Source organism: Variovorax davisae, from assembly GCF_030316845.1.
GTDB classification, from domain to species: Bacteria; Pseudomonadota; Gammaproteobacteria; order Burkholderiales; family Burkholderiaceae_C; genus Variovorax; species Variovorax davisae.
On sequence record NZ_JASZYS010000008.1, the window covers coordinates 297,344 to 317,226 of the forward strand.

Below are 19,883 nucleotides of genomic sequence, written 5' to 3' on the forward strand. Positions count from 1 at the left end.
CGTCGTCATTCGGCTGTGGGTGGGTGCGCCGGGCCGATCGCATGCAGCCGCCGCGCCGCGGCCTGGAGCTGGGCGCTGAAGCCCTGCGCGGTCTGCGGCCCGGGTGGCGCGTCGTTCACGGCCAGGTCCTCGGCGTCGGGCGTGAAGAGCGAGGGCGCGGCGAGCAGGCCATCGGCGCCGAGGTTGACGCGGCCCTCGCGGCCGAGGATCCAGGCCCAGTCCTGCGCGCTCTCGCGCCGGCTTTCGCCCACCGCGGCCCCGACGTGCTGGCGCGGCACGATGCCGAGCCCGGCGCCCAGCGACGTGCTCCTGATCTCCGGCGTGCCCAGCCAGCCGCTTTCGCTGCCGTCGCTGCCGAAGCTGGACAGCCGCAGCGCCGACTCCACCTGCCGCACCACCGGCCCGACATACACCCCCGGCCGCACGTCGGGCAAGGGCAGGCCGATGTCGTCGTTGCGGTCCAGGTAGCTGAAATAGTCGTACGAGGGCGGTGCCACGTAAGGTGCGGGAATGTCGAGGTCCAGCACCAGCGCCGCGAGGTCGATGTCGCCGCGGCGGTCGCCTACCGTGTAGGTGAAGGTGTCGCGCAGCACCCGGCCCAGCCCGGCGGAGGCCAGCACGTCGGGATTGTTCTGGTCGATGGTGTAGGTGTAGCTGCCGTCGGCGTTGATCACCAGCGTGCCGTAGCGGCCGACCAGGGGCTGGCCGATGGCGCCCGCGGTGCCGGTGCCGGCCTCTTCGCCGGTCCGGATCGCGATCACCTGCAGGCCGTCGCCGCCGTCGACGTCCGCGTCGTTCGGCAGCACGTTGCCCGTGGCCTGAGGCGCCGGCCGTTCGTTGGGCGCCACGTTGCGGTCGTCGAGCGCGACCGGCGTGTCGTTGGCACCCCGGACCAGCACGCTCAATCGCGCATCGGAGGTTGCGCCCGCGGTGTCGCGCATGCGGTAGATGAAGGTCTCGCCAAGCGTCTCGCCCGCGGTGCGCAGGGCCTGCACGGCAGGGTTGGCGTTGTCCAGCACATAGCGGTAGCGGCCGTCGGCGTCGAGCGTGAGCTGGCCGTACAGGCCCGTCAGCACCTGGCCGGCAGCGACCGACCGCCCGGCCGAGTTGCTCACGCCGAGCACCTGGCGGGTCTCGCCGTTGGCGACGCTGTCGACGTCGCTGTCGTTGGCCAGCACGTTGCCGGTCGGGTTCGTCCCCGGCGTGCCGTTGGCGATGCCGCCGGCTTCGATGGCCGTGGCTGCGTCGTCCTGCGCGACCGGCGTGTCGTTGCGGCCATCGATGGTGATGCGCAGTTCGGTGGTGTCGGTGGCGCGCCAGATGTCGCTCAGCGTGTAGGTGAAGGTATCGGTCAGGGTCTGGCCGCTCGCGCGCAGCGCCTGCACCTCTGCCAGGGCGTTGTCGACCAGGTAGTTCCAGCTGCCGTCGGCGTTGAGCGTCAGGTCGCCGTAGAGGCCGCGCAAGGTGCTGCCCACCGTGCCTGCCGTTCCGCTGCCGGCTTCGGGGCCGGTGCGAACGGCCGTGACCGCCAGCGCCTCGCCTTCGAGGTCGCTGTCGTTGGCGATCACGTTGCCGCGCGGGTTCACGCCCGCCTGCCCGTTGTTCAGGCCGCCAGCCTCCACCGCGTCAGCGACGTCCACGACCGCCACGGGCGGATCGTTGATGCCGCGGATGACGATGCGGATCTCGGCCAGATCGCTCAGGCCGCCGAGGTCGCTCGCCTGGTAGGTGAAAGTCTCGCTGACGAACTGCAGCGGGCCCAGGGCCAGCACCGCCGGGTTGGTGTTGTCGATGGTGTAGGTGAAAGCGCCGTTGGCGCCGATGATCAGCTGGCCGTAGAGCCCGGTGACCAGCGTGCCGTTGGTGTTGTCGGTGGCGGCGTTGACGCCCTGCAGCGCGGCGCCGGTGCTTTCGTCGCCGAGCCGGATGCCCGAGACGCGCAGCACATCGCCGCGGTCGACATCGGTGTCGTTGGGCAGCACGTTGCGGGTCGGGTTCACGCTGCTGCCCTGGCCGTTGTCGCCGACGCCGACGGCGACATCGTTCACCGCCACCGGCGCGTCCCATGCGCCGCGCAGCGTGAGGGTGAATTGCGCGATGTCGGCCGCGCCGGCGGTGTCGCGCATGCCGTAGCTGAAGACCTCGGTCAGGGTGTCGCCGGGTCGCAGCGCCTGCACGGCCGCCAGGGCGTTGTCGATCTGGTAGCTGTAGCTGCCGTCTGCGCCCACGGTCAGGGTGCCGTACTGGCCATTGATGGCCTGGCTCGAAGCGACCGCGGTGAGCGCGCCGCCGGCGGCTTCGGCACCGCTGCGGATGCCCGTGAGCGTACGGGTGTCGCCGCCGTCGACATCGGTGTCGTTGGCCAGCAGGTTGCCCGTGGGGTTGACGCCGGGCGTGCCGTTGGCGGTGCCGCCGGCTTCGGTCGCGAAGGCGGCGTCGTCGACCGCCACCGGGTTGTCGTTGCGCCCCTGGATGATGACGGTGAGCGGCGCCGAACTGGTGGCTCCCGCCAGGTCGCGCAACTGGTAGGTGAACGTCTCGACCAGCGTGTCGGTCCCGGTGCGCAGCGCCTGGACGAGCGGGTTGCTGTTGTCCACCGTGTAGGTGAGCGTGCCGTCGATGTTCAGCAGCAGCGAGCCGTAGAGCCCGGCGAAGGGCGTGCCGATGACGCCGTTGATGACGCCGCGCGCGATGCCGGACGCGATCAGCAACTCGCCGGTGCCATCGACATCGTTGAACACGCTGACCACGTTCCCGGTCGGATCGAGGCCCGGTGTGCCGTTGGCCTGGCCACCGGCCTCGACCGCGATGACCTGGACCGGATTGGCCACCGGCGTGTCGTTGGCGCCCTGGATGGTCACGCTCAGCGTGGCGCGGTCTTCGGCGCCGGAGGCGTCGATCACCGTGTAGCTGAAGCTGTCGGTGAGGGTGTCGATGCCGCGGCGCAGGGCCTGCACGGTCGGATCGTCGTTGTCGAGCCGGTAGCTGTAGCTGCCGTCGGCGTCGAGGGTCAGCCAGCCGTAGGCGCCGCGCAGTTCGGTGCCCAGCACGCCCGGGCTGCCGGTGGCGGCCTCGGCGCCGGTGCGCACCGAGGACACGGCCCGGGTCTCGCCGTAGTTCACCGGGTCGGCCGGGATCTCGCCGCCATCGACGTCGCTGTCGTTCGTGAGCACGTTGCCGCTCGGGTCGACGCCGGGCTGATCGTTGTTCTGGCCGCCGGCCTCGACGGCTGTGGCCGCATCGTCGACGGCCACCGGGTTGTCGTTGGCGCCGCGGACCAGCACGATGACTTCGCCGAGGTCGGTCTCGCCGTTGCCGTCGTCGATCGTGAAGGTGAAGCGCTCGATCAGCAGGTCGGAGCCCAGGCGCAAGGCCTGCACCGCGGCATTGCCGTTGTCGACGGCGTAGCTGTAGGTGCCGTTGGCCTGCATGCTCAGCGTGCCGTACTGGCCGACGATCACCGCGCCTGCCGCGCCGACCGGCGTGTCGGTCCCGCCGGCCGCCTCGGCGCCGGCCCGCACGAAGCTCACGGTCAGCGGATCGCCGTCGGGGTCGAAGGCGACGCGGGTGACGTCGCCCGCCGGATCGACGCCCGGCGTGGCATTGGCCACGCCGCCGCGTTCGGTGGCCAATGCCACGACGTTCTGCGCCACCGGCGGATCGTTGACCCCGCGTACCGTGATCACCAGTTGCGCCGTGTCGGTGAGGCCGCTGGTGTCCGTGAGCTGGTAGGTGTAGATGACGTCGACCGTCTGTCCTGCCTGCAGGGACTGGAGCGTCGGGTTGTCGCTATTGACGTCGAAGGTGTAGGCGCCGTCGGCGCCGATGACCAGCAGGCCGAAGTCGCCCGCCACCTGCACGCCGCCGAGCAGCGCGTAGGTGCCGGCGATGGAGGTGCCGGCACCGGCCGCGACGCCCGACAGCACCACGGCGGGTCCTTCGGGCCCGGTGCCGATGCCGCTGACGAGCAGCAGCGAATTGGGCGTGTCGGTGCGGTCGACGTCGAGGTCGACGCCGTTGCCGCCGGGCTGGCCGATGCTGCCGGGGCGGCTCGGGAAGAGGATCACGTTGCCGGCCGGGTTGCTCTCCGCCGCATTGCCGTTGGTGGAGGCGGCCTGGGCGTCCGCATGGTCGTCGCTGGCGCCCGGGTTGTCGTTGGCGCCGGTGATGAGGATGCGCAGTTCGGCCAGGGCGTTGAGGCCGCCGGCATCGGTGACCTGGTAGCTGAAGAACTCCGTCAGCGTGTCGCCCGGAACCAGGCGCTGCACGGCGGGGTCGTTGTCGAACACGGCGTAGCTGTAGCTGCCGTCCGCGCCCAGGGTCAGGGTGCCGTAGGCGCCGATCACGACGGTGCCGTTGGCGCTCGTGGTGCCGGGGTTCACCACCGACAGCGGGCCCTGCGCCAGCGGGGCCACGTTCCGAACCCCCGTCACCTGGCGCGTCTCGCCGTTGGCGGCGCTGTCGACATCGGTGTCGTTGGCCAGCACGTTGCCGGTCGCGTTGCTGCCCGGGGTGCCGTTGCTCACCCCGCCGGCCTCGACGGCGTTGCCGACGTCGGCAACGCCCACCGGCGTGTCGTTGGCGCCGTGGATGGAGACGGTGAGCACAGCGCCGTCGCGCAGGCCCTCGATGTCCGAGAGGGTGTAGTTGAAGCGCTCGACCAGGGTCTGGCCGGTCAGCCTCAGCGCCTGGACGGCGGGGTTGTCGTTGTCCACCACGTACTGGTAGCCGCCATTCAGGTTGACGGTCAGCGTGCCGTAGAGGCCGGTGAACGACCGCGCGCCGATCGACGGCAGTGCGCCCTGCGGCGCGCCCTCCAGGCCCACCGTGATCACGCGCAGCCGGTCGGCGTTGGTGGCGATGTCGACGTCCGTGTCGTTGGCGAGCAGGTTGCCCGCCGGGTCGAGCCCGACCAGCCGGTTGTCGTTGCCGCTGGCCTCGACCGCTTCCGCACTGTCGTCGATCGCATCGGGCTGATCGTTCACGGCCGCCAGCACGATCTGCAGCGTGTCCAGGTCGCTGAGCGCGTCGGCCGGGTTCTGGGTCGGGATGCCGTCGCCGTTCGCGTCGCCCGTGTTGCCGCGGTCGTTGGTGAGGATGGTGAGCGTGTCGGCGCCGTTGTAGTTCAGGTTGCCGAGGTACTGCAGGCTGGCCAGCGCGAGGTTGAGCGCCGTGAGGTCGCCGCTCAGGCCCAGCGTCGCGGTTCCCGTGCCGGTCACCGTGACGCCGGCCGGGATGCTGGCGAGCGTCAGCGTGCCGTGCAGCACCGAGAGCGTGATGTCGAGCGTGCCGCCGGCGGCGTCGACGTCGGTCACGGACAGCCCCGTGAGCGCCAGCGCCAGGTCCTCGAAGCCGCTGGCCGCGACGACGGGCAGCTGGTTCTGCGGCGCATCGTTCTGCTCGACGTAGCCGGCATCGGCTGCGGCGGTCGCGCCTTCGCCGAGGCCGACGACGATCTGTCCGAGCGGGCTGCCGGCCTCCGTGTCGATGCGCACGCGCAGGTCGCCGATCGGCTGCGGATAGCCGATGGTGCCGCTCGGCGTGTCGATGCGGAACACGCCCGCCGGCAGCACGCCGAAGCGGTACTGGCCGTTGGTGTCGGTCGTCGTCGTGAAGACGTGGTTGTCGGCCACCGTGGCGAGGTCGCCGTCGGCGCCGCCCCAGGTCAGGCTCACGCTCTGTCCGGCCAGCGCGGGGCCGTCCGGAACCGCGCTGCCGGTGGCGCTGGCGGTGTCGTTCCACAGCGTGCCCTGGATCAGGCCGAGGCCCGCGCCTTCGGCGAGCACATAGGTGTTCGGCGTGCCGCCGATGCCGGTGCGCTCGCCGTCGACCGCGCCATCCGTTCCCACGGGCGAGCCGCCCCAGCTGGTGAAATCCTCGGGCAGGCTGGTCCAGGTGAGCACGGCGTTGCTGCTGGCGATCGCGGTGGCGTTCGGCAGCGTGACCTGGTAGACCACGCGCACCTGCGCGCCGGGGTCCAGCTGCTCGAAATCGACCGTCAGGCCGCCGCTGGTGCCGACGGTGATGCCGGCGGGCAGGGTCGCTGCCGTGTACAGGGTGCCGTTCAGTTCGAGGCTGACGAAGCTGTAGGCGCTGCCGGTCGGAAACGCATCCACGAGACGGGTGTTGAAGGCAGCCAGGCTGCCGTTCTCGGTGAAGCTCACCGCCACGGTGGCCGTGCCCGTGCTGCCCGTCGGGTTCGGATCGAAGTCGATCACGCGCTTGTCGACACCGCCGAAGCTCGGCTCGACGATGCGCTCGCTCACCGTGTTGCCGACCGCGCGCTGCGCGCCGCCGACGAGCTCGCGGGCCGTCACGTCGAGCACCGTGCCGGCCGTGTTCGACGCCTGGTTGAGCACGCGCGCGTTGAACTCCAGCGCGATCCCCTCGAGGTCGGCATCGTCGCCATTGCCGTTGACCAGGTTGCCGAAGTTGAAGCGGATGGTCTGGCTGCCGTCCGGATTGACGACCACCTGGATCAGTGATGGATCGAAGACGCCGGTCGGGGCGGGGCCCGAGAGATCGGCCGTGATGGGGCGCGCTTCGGGGCTGTTCTCGTTGCCGTTGATGGCCAGCGTGCCGCCGACGACCAGGTTGATGTCGCTGGTCAGCTCGTTCTGCGAGATGAGGGCGACCCGCACCGCGTTCGCGAGCGCATCGGGCGTGATGAAGCCGAGGCCGTTGGGCAGCGTGACCTCGATGTGGTAGTCGGGATTGTTGCCTTCGGGCACCAGCACCACCACCCGCAGGCGGATCAGCTCGCCGACCGTGACCTGCTCCAGCGCACCCGAGGTGGGCGACGGCGCCGCCGTGTCCGGCAGGCCACCGACGCGGGAGATCTGCATCGCCTGGGCGACGTCGAACACCAGCAGCGCGTTGCCCCGGTAGTCGTCGAGCACGCCGCTGTTGAGCGCGCCATCGACGCCGGTGCGCTCGCCAGCGGGGTCGGCGCTGCCCGCGGTGCTGCCGTCGAGGCTGGTCCATTGCACCGTCGCCAGGTTGGTGAACGAGGACTCGGCGGCGGCCGAGGCGTTGACCACGCCCGTGATGCGCAGCACGATGCTGCCGCCCTTGCCGATGTCGATGTTGGCGCCGGCGGCAGTGCGCAACTGGCCGCCGACGATCTCGAAATCGACGCCGCCGTTGTTGCTCGCGGCGCCCTGGTAGGCGACACCGGCCAGCGTCAGGTTGTCGAGTTCGGTCGGCAGGGTGTCGAGCAGGCTGATGTCGAAGGCGTCGAAGTCGTTGCCGCCATTGCCGTTGCCGATCGTGATGGTGAACTCGACCGCATCGCCGTCGTCGAAGCCCAGGCCCGGATCGGTGATCAGCGTCTGCGCGATCTGCAGCGTCGCCTCGCGCACCGTCACCGTGGGCGTGCCGCCGGTCAATGCGACGTTGCGGTCGACGGGCGCGGCGCCGTTGGGCGTGTCGGTGTCGGGGTCGCTGAAGGTGATCCGGGCATTGTTCTGCAGCGCCCTGTTGGCCTGGTTGCCGCTGACGTTGCTCGCCACCAGCCGCACGCGCACGACGAAGCTGTTGTTGCCGACGACGTTGTCCGCCGCGGCGCCGGTCGCTGTGAAGGCCAGCCGTGCGCCGACGCCGTCGTCGCCGAGGGTGCCTGTGGTTCCGCCGAGCGCGCCGGGCGTGACCGTGCCGTTGAAGTTCGCGCCCAGCGCGGCGCTGCCTGCCGTCGTCGTGAGGAGTTCGTAGCCGAGTCCGCCGTTGAAGCCCGTGTCCAGGCGCAGGCCCGGCGGGATCAGGTCGTCCAGCCGCAGGGTCTGGGTGTTGCCTTCGGGCAGCGTGACGACGATGTCGTAGAGCATGCTCTCGCCGACCACGAGGTCGCTGCCCGTGGTGTGCGTGGCGCTCGAATCGCCGTTGTCCAGGCTGCCGCCGGCGAAGTTCTTGCTGACCTCGGGCGCAGCCACCTGCTGGCTTGCGATTTCCACGATGTCGGCCGGCGCGAAATCGGTGCCGCCGTCGACGCTGGCGTAGTGCGTCAGCGCGGCGCTGCTCTGCAGGGTGCGCGCCGCGTCGATGGTGCCGCTGACCACCACGTCGTAGGTGATGACGACCAGGTTGGCTCCGCTGGCATCGGCCGCCGTCCCGGCGCGGCCGGGCGCGAGCGTGGCGACGGCACCGGCGTCGAGGAAGCTGATCTCGTTGCCCGACACGCTGTAGTCGACGCCGGCCACGAGCAGGCTGCCGTCGCCGCGGTAGATCCGAAGATTCGCCGCCGCCAGGCTGTTGCCGACGAAGCCCAGGCCGGCGGGCAGGGTGACGGTGGTGCGGACGTCGAAGGCGCCGCCGCCGCCGCGGTTCTCGATGGCGGTGGCCAGGCGCAGGGTGTCGCCGGCGTCGATGCCGGTGACGCTGCCATCGACCGCCGCGAGATCGCTCACGCTGCCCTGGAAAGGCACGCCGGCCGAGCCGGGCGCGTTCCAGCTGCCGGTGGTGCCGCTCACCGTGCCGTGGCTGGTGGACACCACGCCGTGGCGGATGTCCAGCACCGGTTCGGCCACCGAGACGATCACCGCCACGTCCGACGAGACCAGGTGGTTCTTCACGATGGTCGCCTGCTGGTCGGACTGCGCCAGCACGTCGAGCGAACGCTGGTCGGCAAAGGGCTGGTCGCCCACGCGCAGGGTGAACTGCACTTCGACCCGGCTGCCGTTGACGGTGGAATTGACGTAGTTGCCGAAGTCGAAGACCACCGAATTGCCCGGGCCGGTGCTGACCGAGTCGATGCCGTCGGGATTCGTGTTGCCCGGGCCCAGCGTCCATTGGCCGACGCCGGTGCCCTGGCTCCACGCGACGCCCGCGAGATCGAGCAGCGGCAGCGGCAGGTAGGCCGAGAGCCGGAAGCCTTCGTAGTCCCCCGTGACCAGGTCGTAGCTCAGGCGGAAGGTGACGACGTCGCCCGGATGCAGCTCGGGCGTGGCCGCCGGCGAGCCGCCGTTGACCGTCACCAGCTGGATGTCGACCTGGCGCGTGGCGATGGTGCTGGTGGTCGTCGACGCATCGGATTCGTCGAACCCGGTCAGGTTGAAGGCATCGACGAGCAGGGTGCCCGTCACCGTCGCGTTGTTGCCGACGGCGTCGCCTTCGTTGATCTCGCCGTGCGGCGGATGCGGCGTGGTGTAGCTCTGCGCGATGGTGGCGCCATAGCTGATCACGGCCGTGGTGGCGCCGTCGCGGAAGTCTTCGAAAGCCAGGTCGCCGATCAGCGCGCCGAGCTGCAGGGCGCCGGGCGCGGCCTGCAGCGACGCGCCGAGATCGAAGACCAGCGTGGTCGTGCCGTCGGCATTCGGGGTGCTGGTGACGATCAGGGCGATGGTCTGCGTGACGCCGCCGCGCGTGACGCTGAAGGTCGCCGGGCCGTTGAAGGCCTGGCCGTCGCCCAGCGTGTCGGTGATCGTGAAGCCGCCCTGGCCGAAGAAGTCATCACCCACGGCGAAGAAGTCGGAGATCGCCACGTTGAGCGTGTAGCGCAGCGTGTCGCCGGGACTGAGGCCCGCAGCGCCGACGTCGGCCTGCACCGTGGCCTGCTTGATGAGGCTGACGGACTTGGCGACGAAGCTCGCGTTGGCGCCGTTGCCGGTGTTCGTGAAGCCGATGTCGGTGGCCGGTGCGAGGACATCGCGCGGATCGATCGGCGTCCATCTGCCGCTGACCGTCGGCGCGCCGAAGACGATGGTCGTGTCGTCGCCGGTCAAGGGGGCGACGATGGCCGAGCCGTCCGCGCGTGTTTCGGGCACGTAGAAGTCGACCACCGTGTTCGTCGGGCCGCTCAGCGTGGCGTAGGTGATGGTGTAGGAGGCGAGGAACACGGTGTCGCTGGCGATGGCCGCCGCGATCGCCGCGGGGTTGGTGATCACGCTGCCGTCGCTCAACGTGATCGAGCTCAGCGTGCCGCCCGCGCCGGGGACGATGGCCGTGACCTGCACTTCGCCCGGCAACGGCTGCGTGACCGAGACATTGGCGAGCGTCTGGCCGGACGCCGGCGTGACGGTCACCGTTTGCGAGTGCGGGTAGTTCGGTCCGGTGACGGTCTCGCCCTCGGGCATGTTGATCGACTGTTCGATCGTCACGAGCGAGGGATGGACGACGAAGTCGTGCAGCGAGGCCTCGACCAGGCTCGGGTCCACGGTCGGGTTGTCGAGCGCGTCGTTGCCGAACTCGAAGCCGCCGCGGGCCCGGATCGTGAGGTCCGGCGTGCCGTTGGACAGCTCGGTGTCGGCCAGGTTGCTGAGCTGCGCCGTGACCTGCACGGCGATCGTCGGCTGGTCCTGCGACAGGCTGCCGTAGGGCAGCTGCAGCACCACCAGCTGGTCGCCGGGACGCATGCCGACGCTGGCCGCCGTGATGACCAGCGGATTGCCGCTCGCATCCCGGGCCAGCGGATGCGTGGCATTGCCGGCCGCATCGAAGCTCACGACGAAGGATTGCACCGGCTGCCCGAGGTAGCTGGCCGCGATGAAGGTGGCGCCGTCGTCGCCGTCCTTTCCGGTTGCCGGCATGAAGAGGTCGATGTACGGGGCATAGCCGACGTCCGCCGAGGTATTGCTCATGCTGACCGTGAAGCTGAACTGGCCGCCGAGCAGCGCGTCGGTGCCGCCCGCTGCGAGGCTGACGCTCGGGCCGGCGGCCAGCAGGCCCTGGAAGCCGGCGAGCGAAGCGGCGTCGATCGCGATCGCCTTGTCGACGTCGCCGCTGCGCACCTCGAGCGTCCAGTTGCCGCCGGCGGCCGTGTTGCCGGTGTCGTCGGCCGAGGCGCCGACGTCGGCGCCGGTGAAGCGCGCCAGATCGCCCACGAGGATCTGGCCCGCGAGGCCTTCGCCCACCCTGCAGCCGTACAGCTGGATGTCCGCGCCGGCGCCGAGTTCGCCGTGCCAGCTGCCCAGCAGCTCGCCGGCCTGCGCGATGTTGTCGCTCGTGAGCGTGCGGCTGCCCAGCGTGAACTGGCCCGAGGCACCGTGCGAGAAGATCTGGATCGCGTCGACCGGACCCATCTCGGCCAGCGCCGCGGAGATCGCGGCCAGCCCGTCGGTGCGGTTGTCGATCACCAGCAGCCGGGCATCGGCGGGCAGCTGTGCCGTCAGTTGTGCACGGTTCTCGACGCGGCTGTCGATCACCACCAGCTGGTGCGCGACCGGCGCGGCCGCCGCCGCCGGGACGGGCGTCGACTGGGCCTCGGTCGTGCCGGGCACGCGGGGCCCGGCATCGGCCGGATGCGAAGGATCGGCGTGCTGCTGCTCGGTGGCCGCCGCCGCGGCGGCGTCGAACAGGATGCGCGGCTCCAACGCCATGGCGTTGCTTTGCGGAGTGAATGCGTTCATGAGGGAGAAATCCGTCTTGGCGTGCACTTGAACCACCTCGGAGCATTCAAATCGTCAACCTGTCATGCGTCAAGCCCGGCCTGCCCGGCGGCTGGAGGAGCGCCCTGCGTCCTCAGGTGAGAAAAAGCCAGACGGCGCTGACCGCGCCCATCACGAGGATGGCGAGTGTCAGCAGCGTCACCGACATCGAGCTCGGCTCGAAGCGCTCTTGCACGATCTCCTGATGCACCCGGCGATAGCGCAGCAGCGCCCACAGCAGCACGACGACGCCGACGACGACCATGCCGAGCCCGACGGTGGCCGCGTCGCGCAACGGGAACGAGTCCTGGTTGAGCTTCTCGGCGTTGCCGCTTTGCTGCAGGTAGATGCTGAAGCGATTGATCGTGATGCCGAAGCTCATCAGCGACAGCGCCGTGCGCAGGTAGGCGAGGTGGGTGCGTTCGTTGGCCAGGTGCGATCGCGCGTCCGACAAGGCGGTCCGGTGCTCCGACATCTGGGTCCGCAAGGCGGACAGCTGGGTGGCGGTGTTGGTGGGTTCCTTGGCGACCTCCTGCGCCAGGTCGGGCGGCAGGTCCGGCAGGCGGGGCCCGGTCATGGCGGCTTTCCTCGCACGACCGCCTTCGATTCATTGATCTCGAGCGAGATCCGGCGCGCCAGTTCGAGGTCGCGTCCGAGGAAGAAGCCCAGCAGCGTGCGGATCGCGGCGATGGTGGCGAGGCGCCCGAGTTCGTCCCAGGTCGGCGCCACCACCGTCGAGACCAGGTCGGCTGCCAGCATGAATTCCAGCCCGACCATCAGCCAGCGCGACATGCCCTGCCACACGTCGAGGGACAGCTCGCTGGCCGTCGCTCCCGTGAACGCGCCGACCAGCAGGTTCTTCGTCGCCAGCAGGGCGCCCACGGCGAGCAGCACCAAGGTCGCAGCCTCGAGCAGCTGGGACAGGATGATGGCCGAGGCGTGCAGCAACTGTTCCATGGCTTTGCGGTTGTACCGGCAAGCGACCGTGCCCGGAACTAGCCTTTGGTTAAGTGGCTGCCGTGCCGGCGGATCGCCTCGAGCAGCTCGTCGCTCGAGAAGGGCTTGCGCAGCAGGCACGATCCGTTCGCCTCGATCGCCAGCCGGGCCAGCGCGGCATCGTCGCTGGCCGTGATGAACACCACCGGGACCCGGATGTCGGCCGCCTGCATGCGCATCTGGACTTCGAAGCCGGACAGCCCCGGCATGTGGATGTCGAGGATCACGCAGGCCGGGCGCAGCGTGTCCAGCGAGGCCAGGAAATCCTCTCCCGATTCGAATGTGCTGACCCGATAGTCGGCCAGCCGCAGGACCCGCCCGAGCATCGTCCGCATGGGCGACTCGTCGTCCACCACGGCGATAAGCGGATCGATGGCGTGCACGGCAGGAAGGTACCGCGTTGCCGCGGCGGCGGGGACTGGTCTTTGGTTCAGTCCCCGGGCGCCGCCGGGATGCCGAGCCGGGCCGCGATGTGCATCAGCTCGGCCGCGGTCCGCACCTGCATGCGCTCCATGATGCGGGCCCGATGGAACTTGACGGTCTGCTCGACGATGCCCAGGTCGGCCGCGATCTGCTTGTTGAGCCGGCCCTTGACCACGCCCGCGAGCACCTCGCGTTCGCGCGGCGTGAGCGTGGCCAGGCGCTGCTCGCAGGCCGTGCTGTCGGCCCTGGCGCGGCGCAGCGTCGCCGATTCCGCGAAGGCGGCCCGCACGGCGCCAGCCAGCGCCGGCGCGCCGACCGGCTTGGTGAGGAAATCAGCGGCGCCGGCCTTGATCGCCTTGACCGACATGGGGATGTCGCCGTGGCCGGTCAGGAACACGATCGGCCAGGCTTGTCCCGATTCGGCCAGGCGCTGCTGCAATGCGAGCCCGTCGAGTCCGGGCATGGTCACGTCCAGCACCAGGCAGCCTTCGGTCTCGGGGTCGGGCCGTGCCAGGAAGGCCTCGGCCGAGTCGAAGGTCCGCACCTCCCATTCGTCTTCCTGGCGCAGCATCCGGGCCAGCGCCCTTCGCACGGCGGGGTCGTCGTCGACCAGGAAGATGGTTGCCATGCGGGGCTCCATGATCAGGCGGTCCGGCGCGCCGGCCAGGTGGCGCAGAAGGCGGCGCCGCTGTCCGGCGTATTGGCAACGTCGAGCGTGCCCCGGTGGCCCTCGACGATGGAGCGGCAGATCGCGAGTCCCATGCCCGTGCCGCCGGGCTTGGTGCTCCAGAAGGGGTCGAACAGGTACGGCATGTCGACCGCCGCGATGCCGCTGCCCTGGTCGGTCACGCACAAGCGGACATCGGTGCCCCGCATCTCGGTGCGCACGACCAGCCTGCGGCGCTCCGGCGCGATGTCGCCCATGGCATCGGCGGCGTTCAGGATCAGGTTCAACAGCACCTGCTGCAGTTGCACCCTGCCGCCGTCGACGGGCGCAAGCCCGGGGGCGAGCTCGGTCACCGCCTCGACGTGCCGCGTCGTCAGCTCGGTGCGCACCAGCTCCAGGGTCTCGGACACCAGCTCGTTGAGATCCAGCGGCGCCAGCGTCATCTCCCCGCGCTTGAAGAGGGCGCCCAGCCGGCGGATCACTTCCGCTGCGCGCCGGTCCTCGGTGATGATGTCGTCGCAGATGGCCTGCAGTTCGTCCAGGTCGAGTGGCCGTTTCCCAAGCATCTTGCGCGCCGCTTCGGCGTTGCCGAGGATCGCCGCCAGCGGCTGGTTGAGCTGGTGGGCGATCGAGGCCGAAAGCTGTCCCAGCATCGACACGCGGGTCATGTGGGTGAGCGCCGATCGGTCCTTCTGGGCCTGGAGTTCGGCTTCCTTGCGAGCCGTGATGTCGAGCGCCACGCCGGTGATGCGCTGGCTGCCGCCTTTTTCGGCCCGGCCCCGTGCGGCGATCCACCGCACCTCGCCGCCGGGTTCGACAACGCGGTACTCGGCGTCGAGTTCCAGGTCGCGTTCGACGGCTTGCCGCGCGGCCTGTTGCAGGTCTTCGCGATCCGCCGGGTGCACGGAGTCGAGCACGTCGTCGAGCGAGCTGGCCGTGGTGCCGGCGTCCCTCGGGGACTTGCGGTCGACGTCCCAGATCCAGGTCGAAAGCCGCGAGGCACGCGCCGCGAGACTCATCCGGTCCTCGCTGCGTTCGAGCGCCAGTGCGGTGTGCCGGCGGCGACGCCGTTCGATGAACAGGGCGGCGATCAGCACGGCCTGGATCAGGAACAGCGCCATCGCCAGCAGCGCCTGCGTGCGATACAGGTCCCAGAAGGTCGGCTCCTTGAAGAAGACGGCTGTGTCCGGAGGAATGTCGGCCTCGGCGAGGCCCCAGCGGCGCATCTGGCGCCAGTCGACCTGGAGCATGGCCGGCAGCACCGCCGGCAGGGCGACGGCCCGAGGCGCCACGCCATCGAGCAGCGCGTTGATCGCGTCCGCGGCGAGTCGTCCCATGTCGCGGTTCGCGGGCATGCGCCCGCCCACGATGCCGGTGCCGATGAACGCGCTGAACGGTCCGTAGACCGGCGCGCCGGTCGATGCGGTGGCGATCCCCGCGATGGCGTCGCGAGGCGAGTAGTCGCGCCCCGTGCCGTCCCGGTAGTAGCCGGGCGAGAACACCAGGTCGCCGGCTCCGAGCCCCTTGAGCCGCGCTTTCAGTGCCTCGGTCGTGAGGCCGGCGAGGTACTCGACCGCGGCCGGCTGGAGCGCAAGTTCGTCGAGCTCGGCGCGGGCCTGGGCTTCCCAGATGCGGTCGCGCGGGCTGGTGCCCGTGATGACCAGCAGCCGGCGGGTGCCGGGATGCCAGCGCAGCGCCTGCTCGACGGTGCCGCGGAAGTCGTATTCGACCGGCACGCCGAGCAGCGGCACCTGCGTCGGCCGGAGGGTCTGCACATAGGCCTTGTCGATCCCCACATGGACCACCGGTGTGCCCGGGAACAGTGCCGGGCGATGGTAGAGGATGAAGTTCAACGCCGGGTCGCCGATGACGACGATGACCTGCGGCAGCCGCTCGGCATACTTTTCGCGAAGGTAGGTGGCAAGGTTCCGGTCGAATGCCTCGCCCGAGAAGGTGGGACGGTCGAGGAATTCCTGGAAGACCTCGACTGGCCGCGCCTCGGTGCTCGCGATCCGTTCGCGCATGGCGCGATCGACTTCGATGTTGGCCGGCAGCAGGCGGTTGTTGGAAAACAGCACCAGCACGTCCTTGGGCGTGACCTGCGCGATCGTGCCGGCAGAGATGCAGAGGCCGGCGAGCAGCACGACCCAGCCCATGGTCGGCGCACGCTTTGCGACGGCGTCCGGGGGGGCGTGCGCGGAGGTCCGGAACGGCAAGGAATGGTCTCGTCGAGGCGCGTCTGAATGGAGCCGATCATGAGTTCGACCCGGCTTGCCGCACAGTGGCCCAAGGTGCAGCGCCCCCTGCACCTTGGGGCAATCGTGCGACTGTGGTCGCCGGCGTTGGCGCAATGCTCGCGTGTGTCGCAGCCGGCCCGCAAGCTGGTTTTCCTGGAGGCGAAGCCGACGCCGCCCCCGCGTCGTCTATACCAAAGGTCAGTTGCGCCGGGTAGCGCCACGCGGATGATCGCCATCTCCGCAACCTGCACCCTGCAGGGCGTCGGTCGATGACTACAAGGAGTTACGGTATGGCGAAGAGCAAGAAGCCGAATTTTCTGGTGATGTGGGGCGACGACATCGGGCAGTCGAACCTGAGCTGCTACACCAAGGGGATGATGGGCTACCGCACGCCCAACATCGACCGGATCGCGAAGGAGGGCATGATCTTCACCGATGCCTACGCCGAGCAGAGCTGCACGGCCGGGCGCGCCTCCTTCATCACGGGCCAGTGCGGCCTGCGCACCGGCCTCACCAAGGTCGGCCTGCCTGGCGCCGAACTGGGCCTGAAGGCGGAGGACATCACGATTGCGGAGGCGCTCAAGCCGCTCGGCTACCGCACCGGCCAGTTCGGCAAGAACCACCTGGGCGACCGCGACGAGCATCTGCCGACGATGCACGGCTTCGACGAGTTCTTCGGCAACCTCTATCACCTGAATGCCGAAGAGGAGCCTGAGGAGGTCGACTACCCGAACGTGAAGGACTTCCCGGACTTCAAGAAGAAATACGGCCCGCGCGGCGTGCTGCACTGCTATGCCGACGGCAAGGGCGGGCAGAAGATCGAGAACACCGGCCCGCTGACCAAGAAGCGCATGGAGACCTGCGACGACGAATTCCTGGCGGCGGCCAAGAAGTTCATCCAGGCCGCGCACGACGCCGACGAACCCTTCTTCGTGTGGTTCAACACCTCGCACATGCACGCATGGACGCACGTCAAGCCCGAAAGCCGCGGCCAGTCGGGCCGCTGGCAGTCGGAGTACCACGACGTGATGATCGACCACGACAAGTGCATCGGCGAGCTGCTCGACTTTTTGGACGAGCTCGGCATCGCCGACAACACCTTCGTGAAGTACAGCACCGACAACGGCCCGCACATGAACACCTGGCCGGATGCGGGCACGACCCCGTTCCGCAACGAGAAGAACTCGAGCTGGGAAGGCGCCTACCGCATTCCCCTGATGGTGCGCTTTCCCGGCAAGATCGCCGCGGGTTCGGAGTCGAACGAGATCGTGAGCCACCTCGACTGGTTTCCCACCATCCTGGCGGCGGCCGGCGAGCCCGACATCAAGGAAAAGCTCAAGAAGGGCCACAAGATCGGCAAGACCACCTACAAGGTCCATCTCGACGGCTACAACCTGGTGCCCTATCTCACGGGCAAGGAAGCCAAGAGTCCGCGCCCGGGCTTCATCTACTTCACCGACGAGGGCGATGTGGCGGCGCTGCGCTACGACCACTGGAAGATGCTGTTCATGGAGCAGCGCGTCACCGGCACACTCAAGATCTGGCAGGAGCCTTTCGTGGTGCTGCGCACGCCCTACATCTTCAACCTGCGCATGGACCCGTACGAGCGCGCGCAGATCACGTCGAACACCTTCTACGACTGGATGTTCAGGCACATCTACCTGCTGGTGCCCGCGCAGGCCATCGTCGGGGAGTTCCTGGCGACCTTCAAGGAGTTCCCGCCACGCCAGAAGGCGGCCAGCTTCAGCCTGGACCAAGTGATCGAGAAGATGACTGAAGCGTCTGGCGGCGGGGGGCACTAGCGCCGCCGTGCCGGGTCGCCGCGCGCGGCGACCGGGCTCACACCGGGTCGAGGTCGGAATCGAGAATGCGCGAGATGTCCTCGCGCGTCTCCTCCAGCTGGACCAGCGTCGCCTGGCGCGCACCCAGCGGGTCGCGGTTGAGCAGGGCCGTGAGGATCGCCTTGTGCCGGGGCAGCGACAAGGCGTGGGTGTCCGGCAGCTGGCTGCTGAGCTTGATCGACTCGCGCAGCGCCAGGGAGAGCATGTTCCCGATGTAGGCCAGGAGGTCGTTGTTCGTGGCCTCGGCGATGTGGCGGTGGAAGGCGAGGTCGGGCTCCAGGAGTTCCTCGGGCGTGGTCGCGCGTTCCATGCCCTTGTACGCCTCGGCGATGGCCTGAAGCGAATCCGGACTCGCCACCTTGGCCGCCAGTGCCGCCGCCGCCGGCTCGAAGATGCGCCGCACGGTCAGCAGCGTCTCGACGAATTCGGGTTGCGGCTTGGTCTGGATCAGCCAGTACAGCACGTCGGGATCGAGCAGGTGCCAGTTGCTGCGGGCACAGACGATCGCGCCGGCGCGTTGCTTCGAGACCACCAGGCCCTTGGCGACCAGCACCCGGGTGGCCTCCCGCAGCACCGGCCGGCTGACGTCGTAGGCCGCGCACAGCGACGCTTCCAGGGGCAGCCGCTCACCGGGCTTGTATTCGCCGGAAACGATCCGCAAGCCCAGGTCCCGCACGATCTGCGAGTGCATGCTCTTGCGATCGGGCGGCTGGCGATAGCCGGGGTCACGGTGCGACGCTTTCATCTGCGAGGTGGTCCCATGGGAGGTTGCTGTCTGCACGCGATTGTCACATTCCGCCCGCCACGGCGAAAGCGCTCAGGATGGCTTGGCGTTCGAGGTGACGATCAGGTTCCAGGAGCCCGGCTTCAGGCGCGCCGTGATCCGGTGGCCGTCGACCTCGACCGCCGCGAGGCTGCTGGGCGCGACGTTGTCGGGCGCTTCCTGGGTGTTGGTCGCCTTCATGTCCGTGTGATGGAGCTGCAGCGCCTCCACCAGGCGCTGCCGGTCGCCCAGCCCGCGCAGTTCGATGCTGATCTCCTGCTCGTCGCTCAGGTGGCGGTTGAGCGCGAAGATCGCCGTCTGGCCCGTGCTGTCGTCGTGCACCACGCTGGCGCACAGGTACGGCACTTCGGGAAAGGTCTTGGCCTGGTAGGTCGGCGAATGGATCACCGGCCGCAGCACCCGGCCCCGGGCATAGCGGGCCGCCTGGGCGAACGGATGGAAGATGGTCTGGCGCCAGGCCGGTCCGCCCGGCTCGGTCATGATCGGGCCGATCACGTTCACCAGCTGCGCCATGCAGGCGGTCTTGACGCGGTCGGCGTTGTTCATCATCACGATCAGCGCGCCGCCGACGGCCAGCGCGTCTTCGTGGTTGTAGACCTCCTCGATCAGCCGCGGCGCCTGCGGCCAGCCAGGCTTGCGCCGGTCGTCCAGCGTGCGGGCCTTGTACCAGACGTTCCATTCGTCGAAGGACAGCATGATCCGCTTGTGCGAGTGCTTGCGCGCCGCCACGCTGTCGGCGACCGCCGCGATCTCCTTGATGAACAGGTCCATCTGGTCGATGTTGCCGAGGAACTCGGCCGTCGACGCGTGCGGATTCTCGAAGTAGGCATGCAGCGAGATGAAGTCGACGTCGTCGAAGCAGTGGTCGAGCACCGTATCCTCCCACTGGCCGAAGGTCGCCATGTCGTGCTTGGACGAACCGCAGGCGGCCAGCACCACCGTCGGGTCGACCCAGCGCATGACCTTGGCGGTCTCGTGCGCCAGGCGGCCGTACTCGTCGGCCGTCTTGGCGCAGATCTGCCAGGGGCCGTCCATCTCGTTGCCCAGGCACCAGAACTTGATGTCGTGCGGCTTCTCGTGGCCGTGTTCCTTGCGCAGCTCGGACAGGGTGGTGCCGCCCGGATGGTTGCAGTACTCGAGGAAGTGCCGCGCCTCGTCGGGCCCGCGGGTGCCGAGGTTGACGGCGAACATCGGCTCCACGCCGGCGTCGCGGCACCAGTCCATGAACTCGTTGGTGCCGAACTGGTTGGTCTCGGTCGACAGCCAGGCCAGGTCGAGCCGGGTCGGGCGCTGGTCCTTCGGGCCGACGCCGTCTTCCCAGTTGTAGCCCGACAGGAAGTTGCCGCCGGGGTAGCGCACGATGGTCGTGCCCAGCTCCCGCGTCAGCGCCATCACGTCCTGGCGGAAGCCGCGCGGGTCGGCGCTTGGATGGCCGGGTTCGTAGATGCCCGTGTAGACGCAGCGGCCCATGTGCTCGACGAAGGTGCCGAACACGCGGCGGTCGAGTTCGGAGATGACGAAGTCGTTGTCGACGACCAGGCGGGTGGAGATCATGTTGGCGTAGGGTGAAAGCGTGAT

The 19,883-nt window shown here is 69.4% G+C and carries 9 protein-coding genes; 1 reads left to right on the plus strand and 8 read right to left on the minus strand.

Going from position 1 to position 19,883, the window contains the following annotated elements:
- Positions 1-5: 5 nt before the first annotated feature.
- The 6 genes from QTI33_RS20325 to QTI33_RS20350 all read right to left on the minus strand — a co-directional run bounded on the left by QTI33_RS20325 (position 6) and on the right by QTI33_RS20350 (position 15,599).
- Positions 6-11,339: a cadherin-like domain-containing protein gene (locus QTI33_RS20325; protein WP_286508075.1), complete on the minus strand. Its 11,334-nt coding sequence runs from the start codon at positions 11,337-11,339 to the stop codon at positions 6-8.
- Between the two features lie 112 nt (positions 11,340-11,451).
- Positions 11,452-11,934 carry a YidH family protein gene (locus QTI33_RS20330; RefSeq protein WP_286508076.1) on the minus strand — a complete coding sequence of 161 codons (483 nt, stop codon included), beginning with the start codon at positions 11,932-11,934 and terminating at the stop codon, positions 11,452-11,454.
- On the minus strand, positions 11,931-12,314 hold the full coding sequence (locus tag QTI33_RS20335; RefSeq protein ID WP_286508077.1) for a DUF1622 domain-containing protein: 384 nt from the start codon (positions 12,312-12,314) through the stop codon (positions 11,931-11,933). Before QTI33_RS20335 ends, QTI33_RS20330 begins: the two co-directional genes overlap by 4 nt.
- Positions 12,315-12,352: 38 nt before the next feature.
- A complete protein-coding gene (locus tag QTI33_RS20340) occupies positions 12,353-12,736 on the minus strand; it encodes a response regulator transcription factor (protein ID WP_286508078.1) in 384 nt (127 codons plus the stop codon).
- Positions 12,737-12,783: 47 nt separating this feature from the next.
- Positions 12,784-13,404 (minus strand): response regulator transcription factor, encoded by a 621-nt coding sequence (locus QTI33_RS20345; protein ID WP_286508079.1) that lies wholly within the window; start codon positions 13,402-13,404, stop codon positions 12,784-12,786.
- 14 nt (positions 13,405-13,418) lie between these two features.
- The gene (locus QTI33_RS20350) at positions 13,419-15,599 is read right to left on the minus strand and encodes a sensor histidine kinase (protein WP_286508080.1); all 2,181 of its coding nucleotides are present in this window, start codon (positions 15,597-15,599) and stop codon (positions 13,419-13,421) included.
- Positions 15,600-15,970: 371 nt separating this feature from the next.
- Here QTI33_RS20350 and QTI33_RS20355 point away from each other — a divergent pair, with 371 nt between their 5' ends.
- Positions 15,971-17,482: an arylsulfatase gene (locus tag QTI33_RS20355; protein ID WP_286508081.1), complete on the plus strand. Its 1,512-nt coding sequence runs from the start codon at positions 15,971-15,973 to the stop codon at positions 17,480-17,482.
- 37 nt (positions 17,483-17,519) lie between these two features.
- Here the strand turns inward: QTI33_RS20355 and QTI33_RS20360 are convergent, their stop codons facing one another.
- Both QTI33_RS20360 and arfA read right to left on the minus strand, forming a co-directional pair.
- Positions 17,520-18,266: a FadR/GntR family transcriptional regulator gene (locus QTI33_RS20360; protein WP_286508082.1), complete on the minus strand. Its 747-nt coding sequence runs from the start codon at positions 18,264-18,266 to the stop codon at positions 17,520-17,522.
- Between the two features lie 72 nt (positions 18,267-18,338).
- Positions 18,339-19,859 carry an arabinosylfuranosidase ArfA gene (gene arfA, locus QTI33_RS20365; RefSeq protein WP_286508083.1) on the minus strand — a complete coding sequence of 507 codons (1,521 nt, stop codon included), beginning with the start codon at positions 19,857-19,859 and terminating at the stop codon, positions 18,339-18,341.
- Positions 19,860-19,883: the final 24 nt, after the last annotated feature.

Bases quoted from the DNA above. Each gene is read 5' to 3' on its own strand.
- QTI33_RS20335 (WP_286508077.1), bottom strand. From the start codon at position 12,314: ATGGAACAGTTGCTGCACGCCTCGGCCATCATCCTGTCCCAGCTGCTC.
- QTI33_RS20345 (WP_286508079.1), bottom strand. From the start codon at position 13,404: ATGGCAACCATCTTCCTGGTCGACGACGACCCCGCCGTGCGAAGGGCG.
- QTI33_RS20360 (WP_286508082.1), bottom strand. From the start codon at position 18,266: ATGAAAGCGTCGCACCGTGACCCCGGCTATCGCCAGCCGCCCGATCGC.
- QTI33_RS20355 (WP_286508081.1), top strand. From the start codon at position 15,971: ATGGCGAAGAGCAAGAAGCCGAATTTTCTGGTGATGTGGGGCGACGAC.
- QTI33_RS20325 (WP_286508075.1), bottom strand. From the start codon at position 11,339: ATGAACGCATTCACTCCGCAAAGCAACGCCATGGCGTTGGAGCCGCGC.
- arfA (WP_286508083.1), bottom strand. From the start codon at position 19,859: ATGATCTCCACCCGCCTGGTCGTCGACAACGACTTCGTCATCTCCGAA.
- QTI33_RS20350 (WP_286508080.1), bottom strand. From the start codon at position 15,599: ATGGGCTGGGTCGTGCTGCTCGCCGGCCTCTGCATCTCTGCCGGCACG.
- QTI33_RS20330 (WP_286508076.1), bottom strand. From the start codon at position 11,934: ATGACCGGGCCCCGCCTGCCGGACCTGCCGCCCGACCTGGCGCAGGAG.